At 34.4% G+C, this 18,209-nt stretch carries 11 protein-coding genes; 1 reads left to right on the top strand and 10 read right to left on the bottom strand.

All coding sequences use genetic code 11. The features are described 5' to 3' along the window. Positions 1-28: 28 nt before the first annotated feature. The 9 genes from ACM55F_RS18110 to ACM55F_RS18070 form a co-directional block, all read right to left on the bottom strand. Positions 29-1,777, bottom strand: coding sequence for a cellulase family glycosylhydrolase (locus tag ACM55F_RS18110; protein ID WP_416855225.1), 1,749 nt, complete (start codon positions 1,775-1,777; stop codon positions 29-31). A 32-nt stretch (positions 1,778-1,809) separates the two neighbouring features. Continuing rightward, on the bottom strand, positions 1,810-3,267 hold the full coding sequence (locus ACM55F_RS18105) for a glycoside hydrolase family 30 protein (RefSeq protein ID WP_416855224.1): 1,458 nt from the start codon (positions 3,265-3,267) through the stop codon (positions 1,810-1,812). Between the two features lie 27 nt (positions 3,268-3,294). After that, positions 3,295-4,731 (bottom strand): glycoside hydrolase family 30 protein, encoded by a 1,437-nt coding sequence (locus ACM55F_RS18100; protein WP_416855223.1) that lies wholly within the window; start codon positions 4,729-4,731, stop codon positions 3,295-3,297. A gap of 25 nt (positions 4,732-4,756) precedes the next feature. Further along, positions 4,757-5,602: an endonuclease/exonuclease/phosphatase family protein gene (locus ACM55F_RS18095; RefSeq protein WP_416855222.1), complete on the bottom strand. Its 846-nt coding sequence runs from the start codon at positions 5,600-5,602 to the stop codon at positions 4,757-4,759. 117 nt (positions 5,603-5,719) lie between these two features. Beyond that, complete coding sequence (locus ACM55F_RS18090) at positions 5,720-6,808, bottom strand: family 16 glycosylhydrolase (RefSeq protein ID WP_416855221.1); 1,089 nt, start codon at positions 6,806-6,808, stop codon at positions 5,720-5,722. 73 nt (positions 6,809-6,881) lie between these two features. Beyond that, positions 6,882-7,838 (bottom strand): hypothetical protein, encoded by a 957-nt coding sequence (locus ACM55F_RS18085; RefSeq protein ID WP_416855220.1) that lies wholly within the window; start codon positions 7,836-7,838, stop codon positions 6,882-6,884. A 7-nt stretch (positions 7,839-7,845) separates the two neighbouring features. Then, positions 7,846-8,943 carry a hypothetical protein gene (locus ACM55F_RS18080; RefSeq protein ID WP_416855219.1) on the bottom strand — a complete coding sequence of 366 codons (1,098 nt, stop codon included), beginning with the start codon at positions 8,941-8,943 and terminating at the stop codon, positions 7,846-7,848. 14 nt (positions 8,944-8,957) lie between these two features. Next, positions 8,958-10,466 carry a RagB/SusD family nutrient uptake outer membrane protein gene (locus ACM55F_RS18075; protein WP_416855218.1) on the bottom strand — a complete coding sequence of 503 codons (1,509 nt, stop codon included), beginning with the start codon at positions 10,464-10,466 and terminating at the stop codon, positions 8,958-8,960. 14 nt (positions 10,467-10,480) lie between these two features. Next, positions 10,481-13,591, bottom strand: coding sequence for a SusC/RagA family TonB-linked outer membrane protein (locus tag ACM55F_RS18070; RefSeq protein WP_416855217.1), 3,111 nt, complete (start codon positions 13,589-13,591; stop codon positions 10,481-10,483). Between the two features lie 346 nt (positions 13,592-13,937). On the opposite strand from ACM55F_RS18070, the gene ACM55F_RS18065 reads away from it, so the two are divergent. Continuing rightward, positions 13,938-16,802 (top strand): triple tyrosine motif-containing protein, encoded by a 2,865-nt coding sequence (locus tag ACM55F_RS18065; RefSeq protein WP_416855216.1) that lies wholly within the window; start codon positions 13,938-13,940, stop codon positions 16,800-16,802. A 62-nt stretch (positions 16,803-16,864) separates the two neighbouring features. Here ACM55F_RS18065 and ACM55F_RS18060 read toward each other — a convergent pair whose 3' ends face one another. After that, positions 16,865-18,151, bottom strand: coding sequence for a UDP-N-acetylmuramoyl-tripeptide--D-alanyl-D-alanine ligase (locus tag ACM55F_RS18060; RefSeq protein WP_416855215.1), 1,287 nt, complete (start codon positions 18,149-18,151; stop codon positions 16,865-16,867). Between the last annotated feature and the right edge of the window lie 58 nt (positions 18,152-18,209).

Here is an 18,209-nt window from a genome sequence, read left to right as displayed (position 1 = left end):
AAATAGTATGAAACGAGTTTATAGTCTTCTATGCCTTTATTTTTTTTGATTTTTTAAATTCCAAAAAGTTCAAATTGAAATTCCCTTTTTCAAAACGCGCTTTGATTTTATTCGTCCCTTGTTTTAAAATCACATTTTTTAAAGTAATCGTTTTCCAATTATTTATTCCTCCAGAAGATGGAATTGTTATTGTTTCAGAAATTCTCCCGTTTTCATCTTCTAAATAAAGTTTTCCGCCTGAAGCCTCACTCGCATAACGAATGGCAACATCAAAAGTAGCTTTTGCTTTTACCTCAACCGTGTATTGCAACCATTCACCATCTTCAATAAAGGCAACCTGAAATCCGTTTGTCATTGTATCATTGCAAGACTCAATATCAACTCCATCATTTCGCATCATTCCGCCTTTGTTCCATTTGGTAAATTTAGTACCGTCATAATTAGCGACATCTTTATCCAAATAAGCGTATCCGTTTTGTCCTAAATCATATTCGGTTGCGAATACTTTCCCTGGCAAAGAATGGTTTTTGTATTTCTTAGTATCGGTTGTTTGAACTTGTCTGAACATTGCATCAATAACATCATATCTGATGGTAAGGTTTTTCATTTTGAAGTTTTCAGCGATATCCATTAATCCTTTTTTGGCAAAATCTACAGTAGGCTTAGCTCTTTCATTATTCCAATACTGCAACAATTGATCGTATTCCGGAGTTTTTGTAACTGAAGTAACTCCAGCTAAATTTTCAATTTTTTTCATTGGCCAAAAAGCCCAACCAATATTATTTGTCTCCACTAAAGAGATGGCCTCCTTGAACCAAACATTAGAGTTTTCACCACTTTCTCCCAACCAAATTGGCACATTGTATTGGGTTCTGTAATCCAACATTTTTTGTATAGAAGCGGTGTCATTTTGATTCCAATATTTATGAAAACTCAACGCCATATTATCATCCCAAAGCGGAAACATTCCGTTGTAATTATTTCCCCAGCAATTCCCTTCAATGAAAATCAAATGATTTTTATCGATGGCTCTAATGGCATTTGTAACTCTAACTTGCAAGGCTTTTAAAGGCGCATTCGAAGTTTCATCACAACCATTTTGATTCGTTCCCGTAAAATTCCAATTGGGTTCATTGATAATATCATAAGCTCCTACCCAAGGATTATCTTTATACCGTTCTGCTAATTTTTCCCAAAGCGCCACCATTTTATCCTGATTGGCGGTACTTTCCCAAAGTGATGGTTTTGCAGGATCATAATCGGAGATATTAGCATCTTTTCCTTGGCCACCCGGAGCTGCATGCAAATCCAAAATCAAATATATTTTATTAGCAGCACACCAGCTTAATAAATCATCGGTCATTTTGAAACCCTCCTCCAGCCAAGTATTCTGACCGGAAATCACTTCTTGTTCAAGTGGCAACGTATATAAATTGTAATGCATCGGCAAGCGAACGGAATTAAATCCCCAAGCCGCCAATGAATCAATATCGCTCTTAGTTATTCCGTTTGCTTTGTACGCATCATAAAATTCTTTGGTGTTTTTGGCACCAATTAAATCCGTTATTTTTTGCTTAATTATATGTTGAGGACCTGCAAATGAACCGGTTTGAAGCATATATCCTTCCTGAACCATCCATCCGCCCAATCCCAAACCGCGCAACACAATATTTTTCCCGTTTCCATCGACAATTTCTTGTCCATTTCTATGTAAAAAACCCTGTCCAAACGAGGCAATTGAAAAAGAAATAAAGACCATTAAAACTATTTTCTTCATAAAGTAGGTTTTAAAATAAGACCGTTTAAAATTTAATACACTAGTGTTTGAATTCCGTGAGCCGGAATTACAACAACCGTTTTCTCAGTAGCAATAATTAAATTATACGTAACACTTTTATCGCTATGATTCATTACTACAGTAACCATTTTTCCATCTTTATTCAGGAATGAAGTACTTATCAAACTGCTTCGGCTTACTGCTGTACTGACTCTTTTAGCATCTGGTCGAATGAATTTTGAAAAATGTCCGATGTAATAATACGAAGGTGTGTAAATTAATTCTCCTGAATTAGTATCTGCATGAATGGGTGCAAAACAAAAATTCCCTACGTGATTTGGTCCGCCGTTTTGGTCCAAAAGAATATTCCAATCCGTCCAACCCACAGTTCCATTATTAAAATCATTAATCATAGAAGTTCCATATCGTTCTCCGTTTGCCCAAAATTGGTATTTTTTGGCATCAAACCTTTCGACACAACCTTCAGTAAACATTAAATTTTTAGAGGGATAAGCTTCATGCACTTTTCGAACATTATCAAACATTGGCTCTCCTCCTGCCCAAGTTTCGTACCAATGAAATCCCATTCCCCAAGCATATTTTGAAGCTTCCGGGTCAGAAAAAATAACATTGGCTCTCTGGTTCATCAAATCACGGTTGTGATCCCAAACCACTATTTTTTTATCTCCTAAACCTTCTTTTTTCATTGTTGGTCCCAGGAAATTCTTCAAAAAATCTCTTTCAGCTTCTGCAGAATACACGCAGGATTCCCAAGTTTGTGTTGCCATAGGTTCGTTTTGAACGGTTAATCCCCAAATTGGCATTCCCTCTTTCTCATACGCTTTGATAAATTTTGTGTAATAATTTGCCCAAGATTGATAATATTCAGGAAGTAAAGTTCCTCCTTTAAGCATGTTGCCATTGCTTTTCATAAAAGCGGGAGGGCTCCATGGCGAAACATAAAGCAATAATTTTCCGCCAGCCGTTTTTATGGCTTGTTTAAGCATTGGAATGCGATATTGTCTATCGTGATCAATATTGAACGTTTCTAAATTCTTATCTCCGTCTTTGATATAGGTATAACTTCCACTAGAAAAATCAGAACTGTGAATGGTGGTTCTCAATAAGGAATACCCAATTCCTTTTTCCTTATTATAGTAGGCGTTCAAAAGTTCTTGTTGTTTCTCTTTGCTCAATTTTGCAAAAACCTCAGCACTGGCATCCGTAATTGCTCCGCCGATTCCCATAAAATTTTGGAATGTTTTTTTAGGCTCCACAAAAACAGAAATTTCTGTTTCCAAAGGTTGTTTTGAACTACTAAAACTCAATTTATCGGTTTGTGTCAATCGTAACTTTGTGTTTTCTGCTGTAGTATAAACGGTAATCGTTTTATCTTTAGTAGAAAAAGACACTTGTTTTGTTTTATTTTTTTGCTGCGAAAAAGCCAAAAAAGTCACTGCTAAAAGGGCTACTGTCGTTATTCTTTTCATGATAGAAATTATTATGCTATTATTATTTTACCAGATATACGTTCCTACTGAACCTGCTTCCAGTGAAGTTGTTATCCAATTTCCATTGTATTTTATATTAAAAATTTCGGAAGTGTTTCCGTCATTTTCAACAATTAAAACTTTTTTCCCACTAGGCGTTTTAAAAGCCACATTATTCAAATTCCCACTAAAGTTACTCGAAATTCTCACAGAACCTGCAGGAACAAATTTAGAAGCGTGAGCAATGATATAATATCCTACATTTCTTGTAAAACTATCACTGCTGTTAATTGTCAATGCACCTTTACAAGTGGTGCAACCGCCCGGAGTATTTGGTCCAAAAGAAGCGTTATTGGCTAAGTTCCATTCTAATGCTGTTTTACTCCAATTTCGCATCGATCCAATAATTACATTTTTCACATGCCATTTCAAATCCCCTTCAAAACTTCCTGTAGAAGACGTGTATTGCTCCGTGAAATAGATGTTTTTATTGGGGAAAGCACTGTGAACTGTAGACAAAGCACTTATATCTCCTTCATACAGATGAAATGCAGAACCATCAACATAGGGATTCGCTCCTGGATCATTCAACACTGCAATAGGATATTCCGGTTTGTTGCAATTATGGTCATACGCCACAATTTTGGTTGACAAATTTGCAGCTTTAAAAGCTGGTCCTAAATGATTTTTTATAAAATCAGCCTGATGTAATGCAATCATCAACATACTTGGATTATTGCCAGGATGCAATGGTTCGTTTTGTGGCGTAACGGCATCAATGGTAATTCCTTCGGCTTTCATTGTTTGAATGTACTTCACAAAATATTTTGCATAAACTGCGTAATATTCCGGTTTCAAGCTTCCGCCAACAAAACCATTATTGTCTTTCATCCACACTGGTGGCGACCATGGAGTTGCCATGATTTTAATATTTGGATTGATTGCCACAATTTCTTTTAGCATTGGAATCAAATCCGTTTTATCTGGTTCCAAACTAAAATTGTCCAGATTTATATCCGTTTGTCCGCTTGATAAATCGTCATACGTAAATGGTGCAGCATTCAAATCTGAAGCACCAATACTAATTCTTAAATAACTAATGGCAATTGAATTAGCATCAGAACCAAATAATTCTTTTAATAATTCTTGTCTCTTTTGTGCGTTTAATTGATTTATAACCTGAGCACTTCCTCCCGTTAAAGTATATCCGAAACCGTCGATGGTTTGAAATGTTTTAGCATCATCAACCTCAATATTTGCATAGTTATTAAAGGTTGTACCAAATGCTAAAACTGATGTTTGCTTTTGAAGCGCCACACTTTGATTGCCTTTTGTCAACCAAAAATCCATTTCATTAGTAACCACCACTGGCGGAACTGGAGTTGGAGCCGGATTAACAGTATCTCCAGACGGAGAACATTTTGACAGCATGACTGACATGGCTAGTAAGATGAAAATTTTCATGGTATGTTTTATATAATTCATATTTTTATCTAAAGTTTATTTCAATATAAACCGGTAAATGATCTGATGGATATTTCAAGTCTTTTGAATCGCTCAAAACGGCATATTTTTTTACTTTCAAAATACTGTTTTTCGAAATAAAAATGTAATCTATCAATTTAGTTACAGGTTCGTTGTGTTTAAAATTATTGAATGTCCCATAAGGCCCAAAAGGTTTCTCTTTCGAAACTTCTCTGGTATCATCCATTGTTTTTTTAAGCAGTATTATTCTGTCTTCTTTAGGCTCTGAGTTTAAATCACCCATGAAAATCACAGGATAATTTTTGGTGTTTACTTCCTTTATTTTCGAAAGAATTAATTCGATTCCTTTGGTTCTTGCAGCTTCGCCAATATGATCCAAATGGGTATTAAAAACCCAAAATAGTTGTTTTCTTTTCAAATCCCTGAACAGCGCGTACGTACAAACTCTATTGTAGGCAGCGTCCCAACCTTTTGAAATTGTATTTGGCGTTTCAGAAAGCCAGAACGTATTGCTTTCTTTAACCGTAAATCTTTCTTTTTTATAAAAAATATTGGACGATTCTCCTTGCCCAATTCCGTCTCTTCCAATACCTACATTATTGTATTCCAAAAGTGAGGTTGCAATATCAACAACCTGATTGGGTCTTGCTTCTTGGACTCCAAAAATATCAGGATTGTAAAATTGAATTTGAGAAATGAAATAATCTTTACGATGACTCCAAGCATTCTCTCCATCACTGGCAACATCTAAGCGGATATTGTACGTCATCACTTTCAATGTTTGCGCATTGGAAAAAACGCCTATTAACATCAAAACTACCGAAACAATTATTTTTTTTATCTGATTCATTTATACTGTTTTTTTGATGAATTTATATTTGACACCAAATATAACACTTCATTAGAGCTTCTATCCAACTTACAAATAGAAGCTCCCAATGAAGAACCTAACTAAACAAAAATATAATTAATTATAAACTCTTATATAATCCACCTCAAAAGTGGAAGCCGTAAAATTAGAATCTATTGCTCCACCAAAATTTCCTCCCATTGCACAATTTATGATTAAGAAAAAATTCTGATTAAAAGGAAGACTAGCCGAATTAGTAAATGTATAAAATAGCTGACTATCAACGTAAAACTTAATGGATGTTGCTGACCAATCTATAGCATAGACGTGAAACTCTGTTGAAGCATTAGGAACCATAACCGTACTTGTATCTGGTGTATTTCCTGAACGTCCGGGAGAATGCAAGGAACCATGAACCCTGTTTTGGCTGTTGCCAACATGTTCCATAATATCAACTTCTCCACATGCGGGCCAAGCAGTTGTGCTTATGTTACTTCCTAACATCCATAAAGCAGACCAAGTTCCAGCACCCAAAGCCAGTTTTGCCTTAATTTCAACTCTCCCGTATTTGAACGAAAATTTATCTTTTGTAAGAATTCGAGCCGAAGTATAATTGCTTCCGCTGAAACTTTCTTTTAGCGTTTTAATTTTTAACAAACCATCTTGAACAATTATGTTTTCAGGTCTGTTTGTGTAATATTGGGATTCGTTATTTCCCCAGCCACCTGCACCTAAATCATAACCCCATTTTGAACTATCGGGAGCACCATTGACATTAAACTCATCTGACCAAACTAAAGCAGAACCCACAAAAACTGTTACTGAAATAGTGGAAGAAACAAACTGTCCTGAATTATATGCTGACACATATATAACATAGGTATTTGTACCCGCTGTTGTATAGGTATAAGTAAAATTTCCATTTGTTAGCTCTTTAGTTTCTCCATTACCAAGTAAAATTTTATAGGAAGTCGCATTAGTTGCGCTGATGTTAAAATTTACTGTTCCGCTGCCATCTCCGTTTGGATTTTGTGTCGTTGCACCAGCTACTGTTGCTGAAACCGTAAGATTTGAAGGTGCAGTTACCGTTCCTTCTTCGGTATTATTACTACCACTGCATGAAAACAACATGAAAAAATTAGCCAAAGCCAATAAAAACATATAATTCTTATTTTTCGAAAATTGAAATACCAGATTATTTCCCATCCTTTAAAAACTATTTATGATTAAAATAAAGCTCAGAACTTTTGACAATTCTGAGCTTACATTTTATGATTTATTAAAGCGCTGGTTTCAATTTTAGATACCAAGCATTTCCAGTTTCGGTTCCTTGTACACGAACATATAGATAAGTTGGTGTTATAACCAAAATTTCATATTCTTTTTGAACTGCACCATATCCTATGAAAGTATCAACACCAGACAATAAAATACTGGTTTGGGTAGACGTTGAATTATCAGCATTAGTAATCACTACCGGTGCACCAGATGATGCTGGTATAAAACTAAAAGCAGAAGTTCCGCCACCATAATTATAACATCCTTCATCTCCTGAACCCGGAATACCCGGAAGAGTTGTTAGTGAACCCGTTTTTGTAAATGCACCGTCCGGAGTAGCTACTTGCAACGAATACGTTCCGGAAGCAGCAACTTTAGCAAAAGTAAAAGTGGCTGTATAAAAACAATTTGCAGAAGCTGCTTTTTCATTAACACCACCAGCCCACCATTCCGGTCTGATAGAAGCCACGTTCCAAGGGCCAACACCTATATGACCAGCTACACTTTTATCTACTACCCACGTTTTTGAAGCATTATTAGTTAATGCAGTAACAATTTCTGGAGCAACAGTAAAATCACTTCTTACGGTTACGTCTTTAGTAACATTAGTAGATGACCCACCTTTGCCAAAAGCTACAACAGTTATTCTATACGTGTTTACACCAACAGAAGTGTATTTTTTAGTGGTCATACCCGTTGGTAAATACACTAAATCCAATGGAGTATTAGCATCATAATCAATTTTATACGAAAGAGCATTGTCTCCTGTTACAGAAATTTTTACGCTTCCAGAGCCATCACCATTTGGATGCGCTGCATCTACTCCGACAACCTCAGCATTTATTACAACATTTGCAGGTGCCGACAATTCGCCCAAACTATATTCTTCTTCGTTGCAACTAATAAATGTTAGTGCTACTATGAAAAGCCCTAAAATATATTTGATATTTGTTTTCATATTTTTTTTAATTAGTTAATCTAATATTGTCTATGTAAATTACTTCTCCTGACCCTTTTGCTGAATCATCGTACCTAAATACAAGTTGAGTAAATTTGGCATTAGCCGGAATTGCTGCAATTGTACTGAAATCAAATACTAATTCTTGCCAAGAATTGGCTACAGTATTGGCTACTTTTAAAACAGCAACACCATTTGTAGGTGTTCCGCCAACAGCCCATTCTAATTCTACATTTAGACTTTTACCAACTTCTGTTGCATACATCAATAATTTGATTTTATTTCCTGTAGCAAAATCTATTGGAGAATCTAAAGGAGAATAAGTCCCACTCCAAGTTTCTGCTCCTGTCGTTTTTGTGTATTTCCAAACAGTTGCGCTAGTGTTTAATCCTATTGGAAAAGGATTTGCTACTACTGCTGTTGAAATTCCACCAAAAGTTCCACCAACTCCATAATTTTGAGTCGCTAATTCATAGGTAATTGGTAACCCGTAAGCATCGTAAATAATTGTTGGTGTCGTTTTTTCCGTTTTGGCAGCACCTCCGCTTAACGCAACAACTTTTACATTATAAGTTCCGGCAACTGCATAATCATGAGAAACTTCTCCATCAGTAGATAATGGCGTACCAACTTCATTAGGAACATCCCCAAAATAAACTAAATACGATTTTGCATAATCTGCTTTGGCTTTTACTTTTAAATTGTGAATGTTTTTATTTAAAGTAACAGCTACGTTTTCTGGTGCTCTATACACAACATCTAACGGAAATGTTTGCTCAGTAGTCGCTCCAGAAATTGATGTAGCAGTAATTTTTACCGTATATTTTCCTTCTGGATAAATATGGGTTGTACTAGCTCCGGGTTGCACTGTAACTGACGATACGGTTCCGTGACCATATTCTACTTTGAAAGAAATTGCCCCATCTGCTGTTGGAGTTATTATTACTTTTCCCGAATTATCCGTACTGATATCAAATATCTTATTAAGATTAGCAGATGATTCTGTGCCTAAAAGAGCCGTATCATCACTGATTCCCTCCACCGTACAACTTATAGCTACAAACAGTACCAGTATAAAGCTGAAAATTAATTTTATCTTTTTCATAATTTTATCTTTTATTAATTATAGCCAGGGTTTTGTTTCAATTTGGTTCCTTGAAGTTCTCTTATTGGTATTGGGAAAATTTCATCTTTACCGGCAACAAAACCTCTGTTTGATAACTTAGTAGCTGCATCACCCCATCGAACTAGATCAAAAAATCGGTGTCCTTCCCCTGCAAGTTCCATTCTTCTTTCATTTTTAATGGCTGCTAGTGTAACCGGAATAGAGGGCAAACCAACTCTTGATCTAACTGCATCAAGTAAAGCTTGAGCTCTTGCTCCTGAACCTAATGCTTCAGCTTCCATTAAATAAGTATCCGCTAATCTAATGATATAAGAATTTTGTCTGTAATTCAATTCTGCTGCTCCACCACCAGTTCTAACATCTTCTTTTCGAGGAAGGAATTTGTTTAAGAAATAGCCTGTATCTTGATATCCTCCAATATAATCTGCTTTACCGGCAGCTTTCAAAGCTTTCAAATCTAATATTGTAGCTCCAAACCTAGGATCTAACTTTATGGCATCATATAAATCTTGAGTAACAACATTAAAACTCCATCCTGATGGTAAATCAGGCGCTGTAGAACCTGAAGGTCTTGAATAACTTCTAGGGCCTATCATTACATTCAATGAATTTCCTTCGTCTCTACCTGAACCCCAGAATCCCCAGTCAGAATTACCGGCACTGGTATGGGAAACTTCAATAAGTGACTCCGTATTAAACTTATTAGAAACTACCCATAAATCACTAAAATTAGTCAACAATCGATTTCCATATTGATTTGTTCCACCCGGCGTACCATTCACCAAAGCTAGAATAGCTGCAGCTTCCGTCTTTTTACCTTCTTGTAAATAGACTTTTCCAAGCAAGGCTTGTGCAGCCCCTTTTGTAAGACGTCCAGATTCTGTATCAGCAGGAACAGTTGTTGGTAAAGTACCTATTGCTTCAATTAAATCTTTTTCTATTTGAGCATACACCGCTTCTGATGTTGCTTGCTCAACTTCATACATATTGGTAGCGGTCAAGGGATCTAACAATAATGGAACATTCTTGAACAATCTAACCAAGTTGAAGTAATACATCGCTCTTAAAGCTTTTGATTCTCCGGAAAATCGCGCTTTCACATCATCTGGCATTGCAACACCCGGTAATTTCAACAACAAAGTGTTTGCTCTAAAAATCCCTTGGTAATGATCATTCCAAAAACTTCCGGGAACTATTGTACCTGTAAGGGTATGCGTAGAAAAACCTTGAATTCCTGCTCCATCTGTAGAACCACCTCCACCGGCAAAATGATCATCTGAACCAGCATTCATCATTCCCACCATGTTTTCAAATCCACCTGTGTTTTTTCTAATGGCATCATAAACTCCTACCAGAGCTGCAGTTGCTTGGTCTTGATTCGCATAATAATTATCCGAAAGAAATGACCCTTTAGGTGTTACATCTACAAATTCTTCAGTACAGGAACCGAATGAAACCACAGCCGCTGCAATAAATAAATATTTAAATTTTATCGTTTTCATAATTCTTGATTGTATTAAAATTGTAAATTAGCTCCAAGCATAAATGTTCTTGCTTGTGGATAAATCCCTTTGTCTATCCCGAATACACCTCCACCAATTTCAGGATCATAACCCGTGTATTTAGTTATAGTCAATAAGTTTTCGGCAGTTAAATAAAAGCGTACTTTATTGGCTCCAATTTTACTCACCACACTACTAGGCAATGAATATCCAAGTTGAACTAATTTCAGTCTAAGATAATCTCCGTCTTCTAAATAGAAATCTGACATTTTTCCAAAATTTCCATTGGTATCATCATTAGTTAGTCTAGGAAAATCATTTGAAGTTCCTTCACCTGTCCATCTGCTCAAAGCAATTGTTTGATAGTTTGCATTTCCTACATCAAGTCTACGCAAGCCTTGGAAAATTTTATTCCCCGCTGCTCCCTGAGCAAATGCCATCAAATCGAAGTTTTTATAATCTAAATTTAATGTCAAACCAAAAGTGTATTTTGGAATATTACTTCCCAAAAATTGTTTGTCATCATCACCAATTGAACCATTACCGTCAGTATCAACCCAACGGAAATCTCCAGGACGTGCAGTTGGCTGAATTAAGCCTCCTGATGAATTCGTGTAAGCATTAATTTCCGCTTGATTTTGAAAAATACCTGCTGTTCTAAATCCGTAAAATGAATTATAGGATTGTCCTACTTGCGTTCTTGTCACTTGTCCCATAGATTGGAAAGAAGCATCTCCAGGAATATAATCGGAATCAGTTGCTACATAAGTGACTTTATTTTCTAAGTAAGCAACGTTACCATTTGCAGAAAAATTAAAGTCACCAAAAGTCTTTTTATATCCTAATTCAACCTCGATTCCTTTATTATCCATATCGGCTACATTCCCTATTGGACTTGCCGTAACACCTACATAACCTGGAATATTTATTGGACGCAAAATCCCTTTGGTTGATTTTTTGTATAAATCTACAGTAAGGCTTATGTCATTAAAAAGTTTCGATTCGAAACCAACATTTCCCTGAGAAGTTTCCTCCCATCTCAAATCCGGATTATCAAGTGTAAGGTTAGCATAACCAGTAGTGATTGCCCCTGAATTTCCAAAAGAATAATTATAACCTCCTTCAACTAAAGAAAGGTATCTAAAATCTGGTATGGCATCATTCCCAACAACTCCATAACCACCTCTTATTTTAAAAGTATTAAGTACTTTGCTTTCTTTCCAAAAATCTTCTTTGGTTAAAACCCATCCTAAATTAAACGATGGAAATATTCCAAATTTATTATTACCTCCGAAACGAGAGGAACCATCACGACGAATAATCCCTGTAAATAAATATTTCTCTTTATAATCGTAATTCACACGTGAAAATAAAGAATTCAATTTATGATGAGTAGAATCGTAAGTGTAACTACTTCTGTCAGATTGTGGGATATCAAAGTTAAAAGAAGCATCTTTATAACTTGTCACTGGCAATCCAAATAATGTAGCACCTAGACCTCCGCCAATATTATCAACATAAGATCCCTGACCTAATAAAACTGTTAAGTTATGATCTCCAAATTGATTTGTGTACGTCAATATGTTTTCAACATTCCACGCAAAACTTTTGTTTTCATATTTACTGTAGTTATTTTTTAGCACATTTGAAGTTGCACTTAAATAGAAAACAGGTGTGAATCCTTGACCTCCCCATGTTGCTAATTTTGCACCAAAAGTTGATCTCACTTTTATATGACTTGTTATAGCCGCTTCAATATATGCGTTACCAACAATGTCATCTGAAGTTCCATAACTTCCTAATCTTGTTTTGGCATAAGCCAAGGGATTCGTCATTTCTTGACCAACTAAACTTGAGATTCCATAAGGATTTCCATTTGCATCGCGAATTACAGGATTCGTACTGTAAGGCGCATTATTAGCTTTTACAGGATCCGTTTCTATCAAAGGAGTAGTTGGATCCAAGTTGATTGCTGAACTTAACGGTCCACCAAACTCACTATTTGTATTTCCAATACCAATTGTTTTTTGTCTCGAAAAACCTAAAGTCTGTCCGAAAGTAAATACTTTAGATATTTTATGTGTTGAGTTTAAACGGAAATTCTTTTTGCTATAATTTGAAATTTCTGTTGAAACTATTCCTTCTTGTTCTTGAAGTCCAAAAGAAGCATAAAAATTAGAAACATCAGTTCCCCCACTGATACTCAATTCATGAGAATAACGGAAAGCACTTGTGTTAAAAATCGCTTTTTGCCAATCTGTACCAACACCTAAAGCAGATAAATTAGGGAATATAGCAGGTCCGCCGGCAGCAACTGATTTTTCATTTAGCAAAGCACCATATTGTGTGGCGTTCAGTAAATTTAAAGTTTTTTCTGGTGATGAAACCCCTGAAAAACCATTGTAGTTCACAGAAATTTTTCCAGATTTTCCTTTTTTGGTTGTAACCAAAATTACTCCTGTTGCAGCACGCGTACCGTAAATTGCAGCAGAAGCAGCATCCTTAAGCACTTCAATCGACTCTATGTCAGATTGATTAAGGAATCCTATTCCACCACCATCTACAACAACACCGTCAACAACCCAAAGAGGGTTATTACCACCATCGCCAAAAGTAGTTACCCCTCTGACACGGATTGTGGATCCAGAACCTGGTTGCCCAGAACTGGCAGCAATAGTAACACCAGAAACTCTACCTTGTAAAGCTTGCTCGATACGACCATTTGGTACTTTCTCAAGATCTTTTGCTTTTACACTGGATATTGCACCAGTAACAACACTTTTCTTTTGAGTTCCATAACCTACAACGACAACTTCTTGTAAGCTTTCTGTTGAAGGTTTAAGTTTAACATCAACTCGACTTCTTCCATTAATAGGTTCCTTTGCGGTAATATAACCTAAATAGCTGAACTCTAAAGTACCTTTGGAATCGGTCTTAATTTGATAGTTCCCATCAAAATCCGTAGCCGTAGCTTTGGAAGTTCCTTTAATTAAAACGCTTACTCCTGGGATAGGCAGCCCGTTTTCGTCATATACTTTTCCGTTTACAGTAACATCTTGTGCTTGTGCATAAACTGAGAATAGAATAGATAAAAGACAAAAAATGAACAGTTTTGTAAATTTCATATTTCTAAAAATTTTGGTTAATTAATTAGTAATTTGAAGCAATATTATATTTATTTTTTCTATATTCTTATTTATCTTTCCTTACAAAAACACATCAAAGTCATTTTTATTACTTGACAAAAACACATCAAAACACACATAACAATCTCATTATAAATTATTTAATTTTATTTTACACTGTTATACAAATGTTAATTTAAAAAAAAACCACTACATTTATAAAATATATGAATACCTCCTTTTTTTATCAAAATTCAACTAAAAGCAACACTACTTTATATTATTCAGGAGTAGAAACTGAAGTCTTTTTAAATAATAATCAATTCATTACATTTAGAATTTAATCATGAGATTCACAAAATTCCATCTTCTAATTTTATTAGTAACCACAGCACTCTGTAGCCAGGTTAAAAACATTGGTCTTCCAGATATTCAAAATTATAAACGCTCCGATTATAAAGGAGGCACTCAAAATTGGGATATTGACCAAGATAAAAACGGTAATTTATATTTTGCTAACAACAACGGTCTCTTTCAATTTGATGGCTCATCATGGAGAAAGTACAATATCCCAAACTCTATAGCTGTACGATGTGTAAAAATTGATAATTCAGGGAAAATTTTCGTGGGAGGTTACAGTGAATTTGGCTATTTTAAATCTAATGCTAAAGGGAAACTGGTTTATTTTTCATTATCAAAAACAATAAACAAGAGTAATCTCAAACTGATGGATTTTATCTGGAAAATACACATTCATAATGATGAAGTCATTTTTCAATCATTTGAAAGAACGTACATCTTCAAAAACAAAAAAATTAAAATCCTTGAAGCCCCTAAAAGATTCCAATTCTCATTTCAAGTAAAAAACCACATCTATATCCAAGATATTTCAATGGGAATATTGGAGTACAAAAACGGAAAACTATTCCAGCTAAAAAATACTGCCATTTTAAATAACACAGAAATCTGGAGTATGTTTTCCTTGCCTGAAAATAAGCTGCTAATCGCTACTTTAAATAAAGGTCTTTTTATTTATGACAATAAAAAAATAATCCCTTGGGATACCGAAGCGAATGTCTTCATTAGAAAGAATAGTTCACTTGGTGGTGTAGTAATAAAAGATAAATTCATTGTACTCAATTCCGTTTTAGAGGGGATAATTGTATGTGATTTAAATGGGAAAATTATTCAACATATCAACCGCACAAAAGGGTTGCAAAACAATACCGTTCTCACCTCTTTTGTTGACAGCAAAAACAATCTTTGGCTAGGCCTTGATAACGGAATCTCTTTTGTGAATGAAAACTCTCCTTTTACTTATTTTGGATTTAGTTACAATCTAAGTACTGTTTATGGCACCGCATTGCATAAAGGGAATCTATACGTAGCTACTAATCAAGGTGTTTTTTATCATTCTTGGAATAATTCAACCAAAGAAGATACTTTTAAACTAGTAGAAGGAACTACCGGACAAGCATGGAACATACAAGTGATTGACGACCAATTGTTTTGTTCACACAACACAGGAGCGCTATTGATTGCGGGTGCAAAAACTATAAAAATATTGGACAACATAGGCTATTGGAAATTTATGCAAATTCCCAATCATCCAAATTATTTAATTGGCTCCAATTATAATGGCTTTTCAATATTTGAAAAAACACCAAACGGTTGGCAATTTAAAAATAGAATTGAAGGCTTTTCTAAGTCATCCGGATCATTTGAAATGGAAGGAAAAAACATTTGGATAAAAAAAGACAACTTAGCCTATAGAATGACATTAAGTAACGACCTGAAAAGGTTCGAATCTATAAAAACATATCAAGATTTGTCGGAAACTGTAAAAGGAATTGGAAATATACAACAGTTGGAAAACAAGGTCTATTTTCAAACAAACAATCACTTTTATAACTATTCCTACGAACAAAATTTATTTTTTGAAGATAAAAAAATGAGTGATTTATTTGCTAATGTTCCAGAAATAAACACTTTAACTCAAGATAAATATGGAAACATTTGGTACATTTTTGGTGAATCATTAGGTGTCCTAATGAAAACCAAAACGGGTAATTACAAAAATATTGTGTCTCCCTTTTCAAAACTTACCGGTAATATAGTATACAATAATCTATCCATAAATACGACTGGCCCTAATGATACATTCATTGGTTTAACAGATGGATTAGCTCATTATGATTCTAATTTATTAACCAATTACGAAGCAAAACCAAAAGCCTATATAAGAGGCTTTTCGTTCCCCGGAGACACCATAGTTTTAGGAAATGGCCAAAAAGCATTGGATAATTATAAAATTCCATATGCTTCTAATCATGTAAAATTCACTTTTTCATCTCCTTCGTATGAAAATCTTGAGAATCTTGAATTTTCTTATCAGCTGGAGGGTTTTGATAACCAATGGAGCAATTGGTCTACAAATGTCATTAAAGAATACACCAATCTAAGAGAAGGCGATTACACTATGAAGTTAAAAGCCAGAACTAATTATGGTAAACAATCGGAACAAACCACATTAAATTTCTGCATTTCTCCTCCTTGGTACAGACATTTTTTAGCGTATTTATTTTATATTTCACTTGTTATCGCTTCTGTATATTTTATTAGAAAACGAATAAAAACCAAAATACGAAAAAACAAATACTATGAAACTATTGAACAAAGAAGGCTCTATTTGGAAAAAGAATCAAAAATTAGGCAAGAACAATACGAGCTGGAAAAAGAAATTGAAAAATTAAAAAATGATAAGCTTCAAATTAAAATTTTAGCAAAAGACAAAGAGCTAGTAAACAATTCTTTACAAGTTGTAAAGAAAAATAAAATCCTGAATGGAATTATCTATAAACTAAAAGATATTAATGTAGAATCCTTTGATGAGTCCACCAAATTCCAATTTACAAAACTGAACAAAAGTATTACGAAGGAAGTAAATGCAGACAAAAGCTGGAAAGATTTAGAAAAACACATTAAGAATGTCCATTTTGATTTTCTAAAAAGATTGAAAGAAAAATATCCAACAATTTCTCCACGAGAATTAGATTTATCAACCTATTTATTGATGAACATGTCAACAAAAGAAATTGCCGAAATCATGAATATTTCAAACGGAGGTGTTGAATTAGCACGTTACCGATTAAGGAAGAAATTAGAATTGAATAAGAAAGAAAATCTAATTGGATTTTTAATGAGTATTTAATTTATAAAAAAGGCCATCAAAAATTAAATGATGGCCTTTTTAGTTCAATTTCATCAAAGGATTTACGATAAGAAATCCAATGTCCGTTCTAATGCCATACCTCTGGAACCTTTTATCAATATAGTACTATTCTCAATTTTAGTCTCTTTTAAATGACTTGCCAGCGCTTCAAATGTCTCATAAAAATAAAAATGATTTCCATCAATTCTATTGGTATAAAATGAAGAACCAACAAAATAACATTTTACTCCTTCCTCATTTAAAAGCATTGCCACAATTGCCTGATGCTCTTGTTGACTTTCTTGACCCAGCTCAAACATATCCCCCAATATCATAATCTTATTGGGACTATCCAATTGTATAAAATTCTCAATAGCAACAGCCATACTACTAGGATTAGCATTATAGGCATCAAGAATAATTTGATTTGTTCCTTTTGTTAATAGTTGCGATCTATTATTTTCAGGCACATAGCTTTCCAAAGCTTCTTTTATTGCGACATCGTCAATACTAAAATACTTTCCAATAGTTAGAGCTGCATTGATGTTATTCGCATTGTATAAGCCAATTAAATGAGTTGAAATAGTTAGATTAGAATAACTTATTACTACAAATGGATTTGCTTTAATCGATATAATATCTACATCCGCATTTGTTTTATTTACACCAAAAGAATAAGCCTTTAAGGACATTGATTTCTCAACTTGAATTGGGTCTTCCAAATTTATGAAAGCGAGCTTATTATTTGCCGAAAGGTATTGATACATTTCACTTTTCCCTTCAATCACTCCTTCAACACCGCCAAAACCTTCTAAATGTGCTTTTCCAAAATTAGTGATATAACCATAATCAGGCTTTGCTAAATCACACAGAAATTCAATTTCTTTTTTGTGATTCGCTCCCATCTCAACTATTCCAATTTCTGTTTCTGAAGTAAACGAAAGCAATGTCAATGGAACTCCAATGTGATTGTTTAGGTTTCCAACTGTCGCTTTGGTATTGAATTTTTTAGAAAGAACAACATGGATTAGTTCTTTGGTAGTTGTTTTTCCATTACTTCCCGTAAGCGCAATTATAGGTAATTTCAAATATTCACGATGAAATTTAGCCAGATTTTGCAGTGCTGTTAAACTATCATCAACCAAAATAGTTCTTTGGTCAATAAAATAAGACTCATCATCAATTATCACATAAGAAGCACCTTTTTCTAATGCTTCCTTAGCAAATGTATTGGCATCAAAACGTTCTCCTTTTATGGCAACAAATAATGAATTTAACTCAATCTTACGTGTGTCTATCGAAACCGATTTACATTTTAAAAATAAACTATGAATGTAATTAATATCCATTTGAAACGATTTAAAAAAATAAAAGCCCTAATCAAAGGGCTTTTATTGCTATTTTATA

Source organism: Flavobacterium melibiosi, from assembly GCF_048158545.1.
GTDB lineage: Bacteria > Bacteroidota > Bacteroidia > Flavobacteriales > Flavobacteriaceae > Flavobacterium > Flavobacterium melibiosi.
The sequence above is the reverse complement of the archived record's forward strand: the minus strand, read 5'-3'. Positions and strand labels throughout refer to the sequence as shown.

What these genes read in the sequence shown, in the direction of transcription:
- ACM55F_RS18085 (WP_416855220.1), bottom strand. Translation starts at nt 7,838, where the DNA reads ATGAAAACAAATATCAAATATATTTTAGGGCTTTTCATAGTAGCACTA.
- ACM55F_RS18075 (WP_416855218.1), bottom strand. Translation starts at nt 10,466, where the DNA reads ATGAAAACGATAAAATTTAAATATTTATTTATTGCAGCGGCTGTGGTT.
- ACM55F_RS18105 (WP_416855224.1), bottom strand. Translation starts at nt 3,267, where the DNA reads ATGAAAAGAATAACGACAGTAGCCCTTTTAGCAGTGACTTTTTTGGCT.
- ACM55F_RS18095 (WP_416855222.1), bottom strand. Translation starts at nt 5,602, where the DNA reads ATGAATCAGATAAAAAAAATAATTGTTTCGGTAGTTTTGATGTTAATA.
- ACM55F_RS18110 (WP_416855225.1), bottom strand. Translation starts at nt 1,777, where the DNA reads ATGAAGAAAATAGTTTTAATGGTCTTTATTTCTTTTTCAATTGCCTCG.
- ACM55F_RS18100 (WP_416855223.1), bottom strand. Translation starts at nt 4,731, where the DNA reads ATGAAAATTTTCATCTTACTAGCCATGTCAGTCATGCTGTCAAAATGT.
- ACM55F_RS18090 (WP_416855221.1), bottom strand. Translation starts at nt 6,808, where the DNA reads ATGGGAAATAATCTGGTATTTCAATTTTCGAAAAATAAGAATTATATG.
- ACM55F_RS18080 (WP_416855219.1), bottom strand. Translation starts at nt 8,943, where the DNA reads ATGAAAAAGATAAAATTAATTTTCAGCTTTATACTGGTACTGTTTGTA.
- ACM55F_RS18060 (WP_416855215.1), bottom strand. Translation starts at nt 18,151, where the DNA reads ATGGATATTAATTACATTCATAGTTTATTTTTAAAATGTAAATCGGTT.
- ACM55F_RS18065 (WP_416855216.1), top strand. Translation starts at nt 13,938, where the DNA reads ATGAGATTCACAAAATTCCATCTTCTAATTTTATTAGTAACCACAGCA.
- ACM55F_RS18070 (WP_416855217.1), bottom strand. Translation starts at nt 13,591, where the DNA reads ATGAAATTTACAAAACTGTTCATTTTTTGTCTTTTATCTATTCTATTC.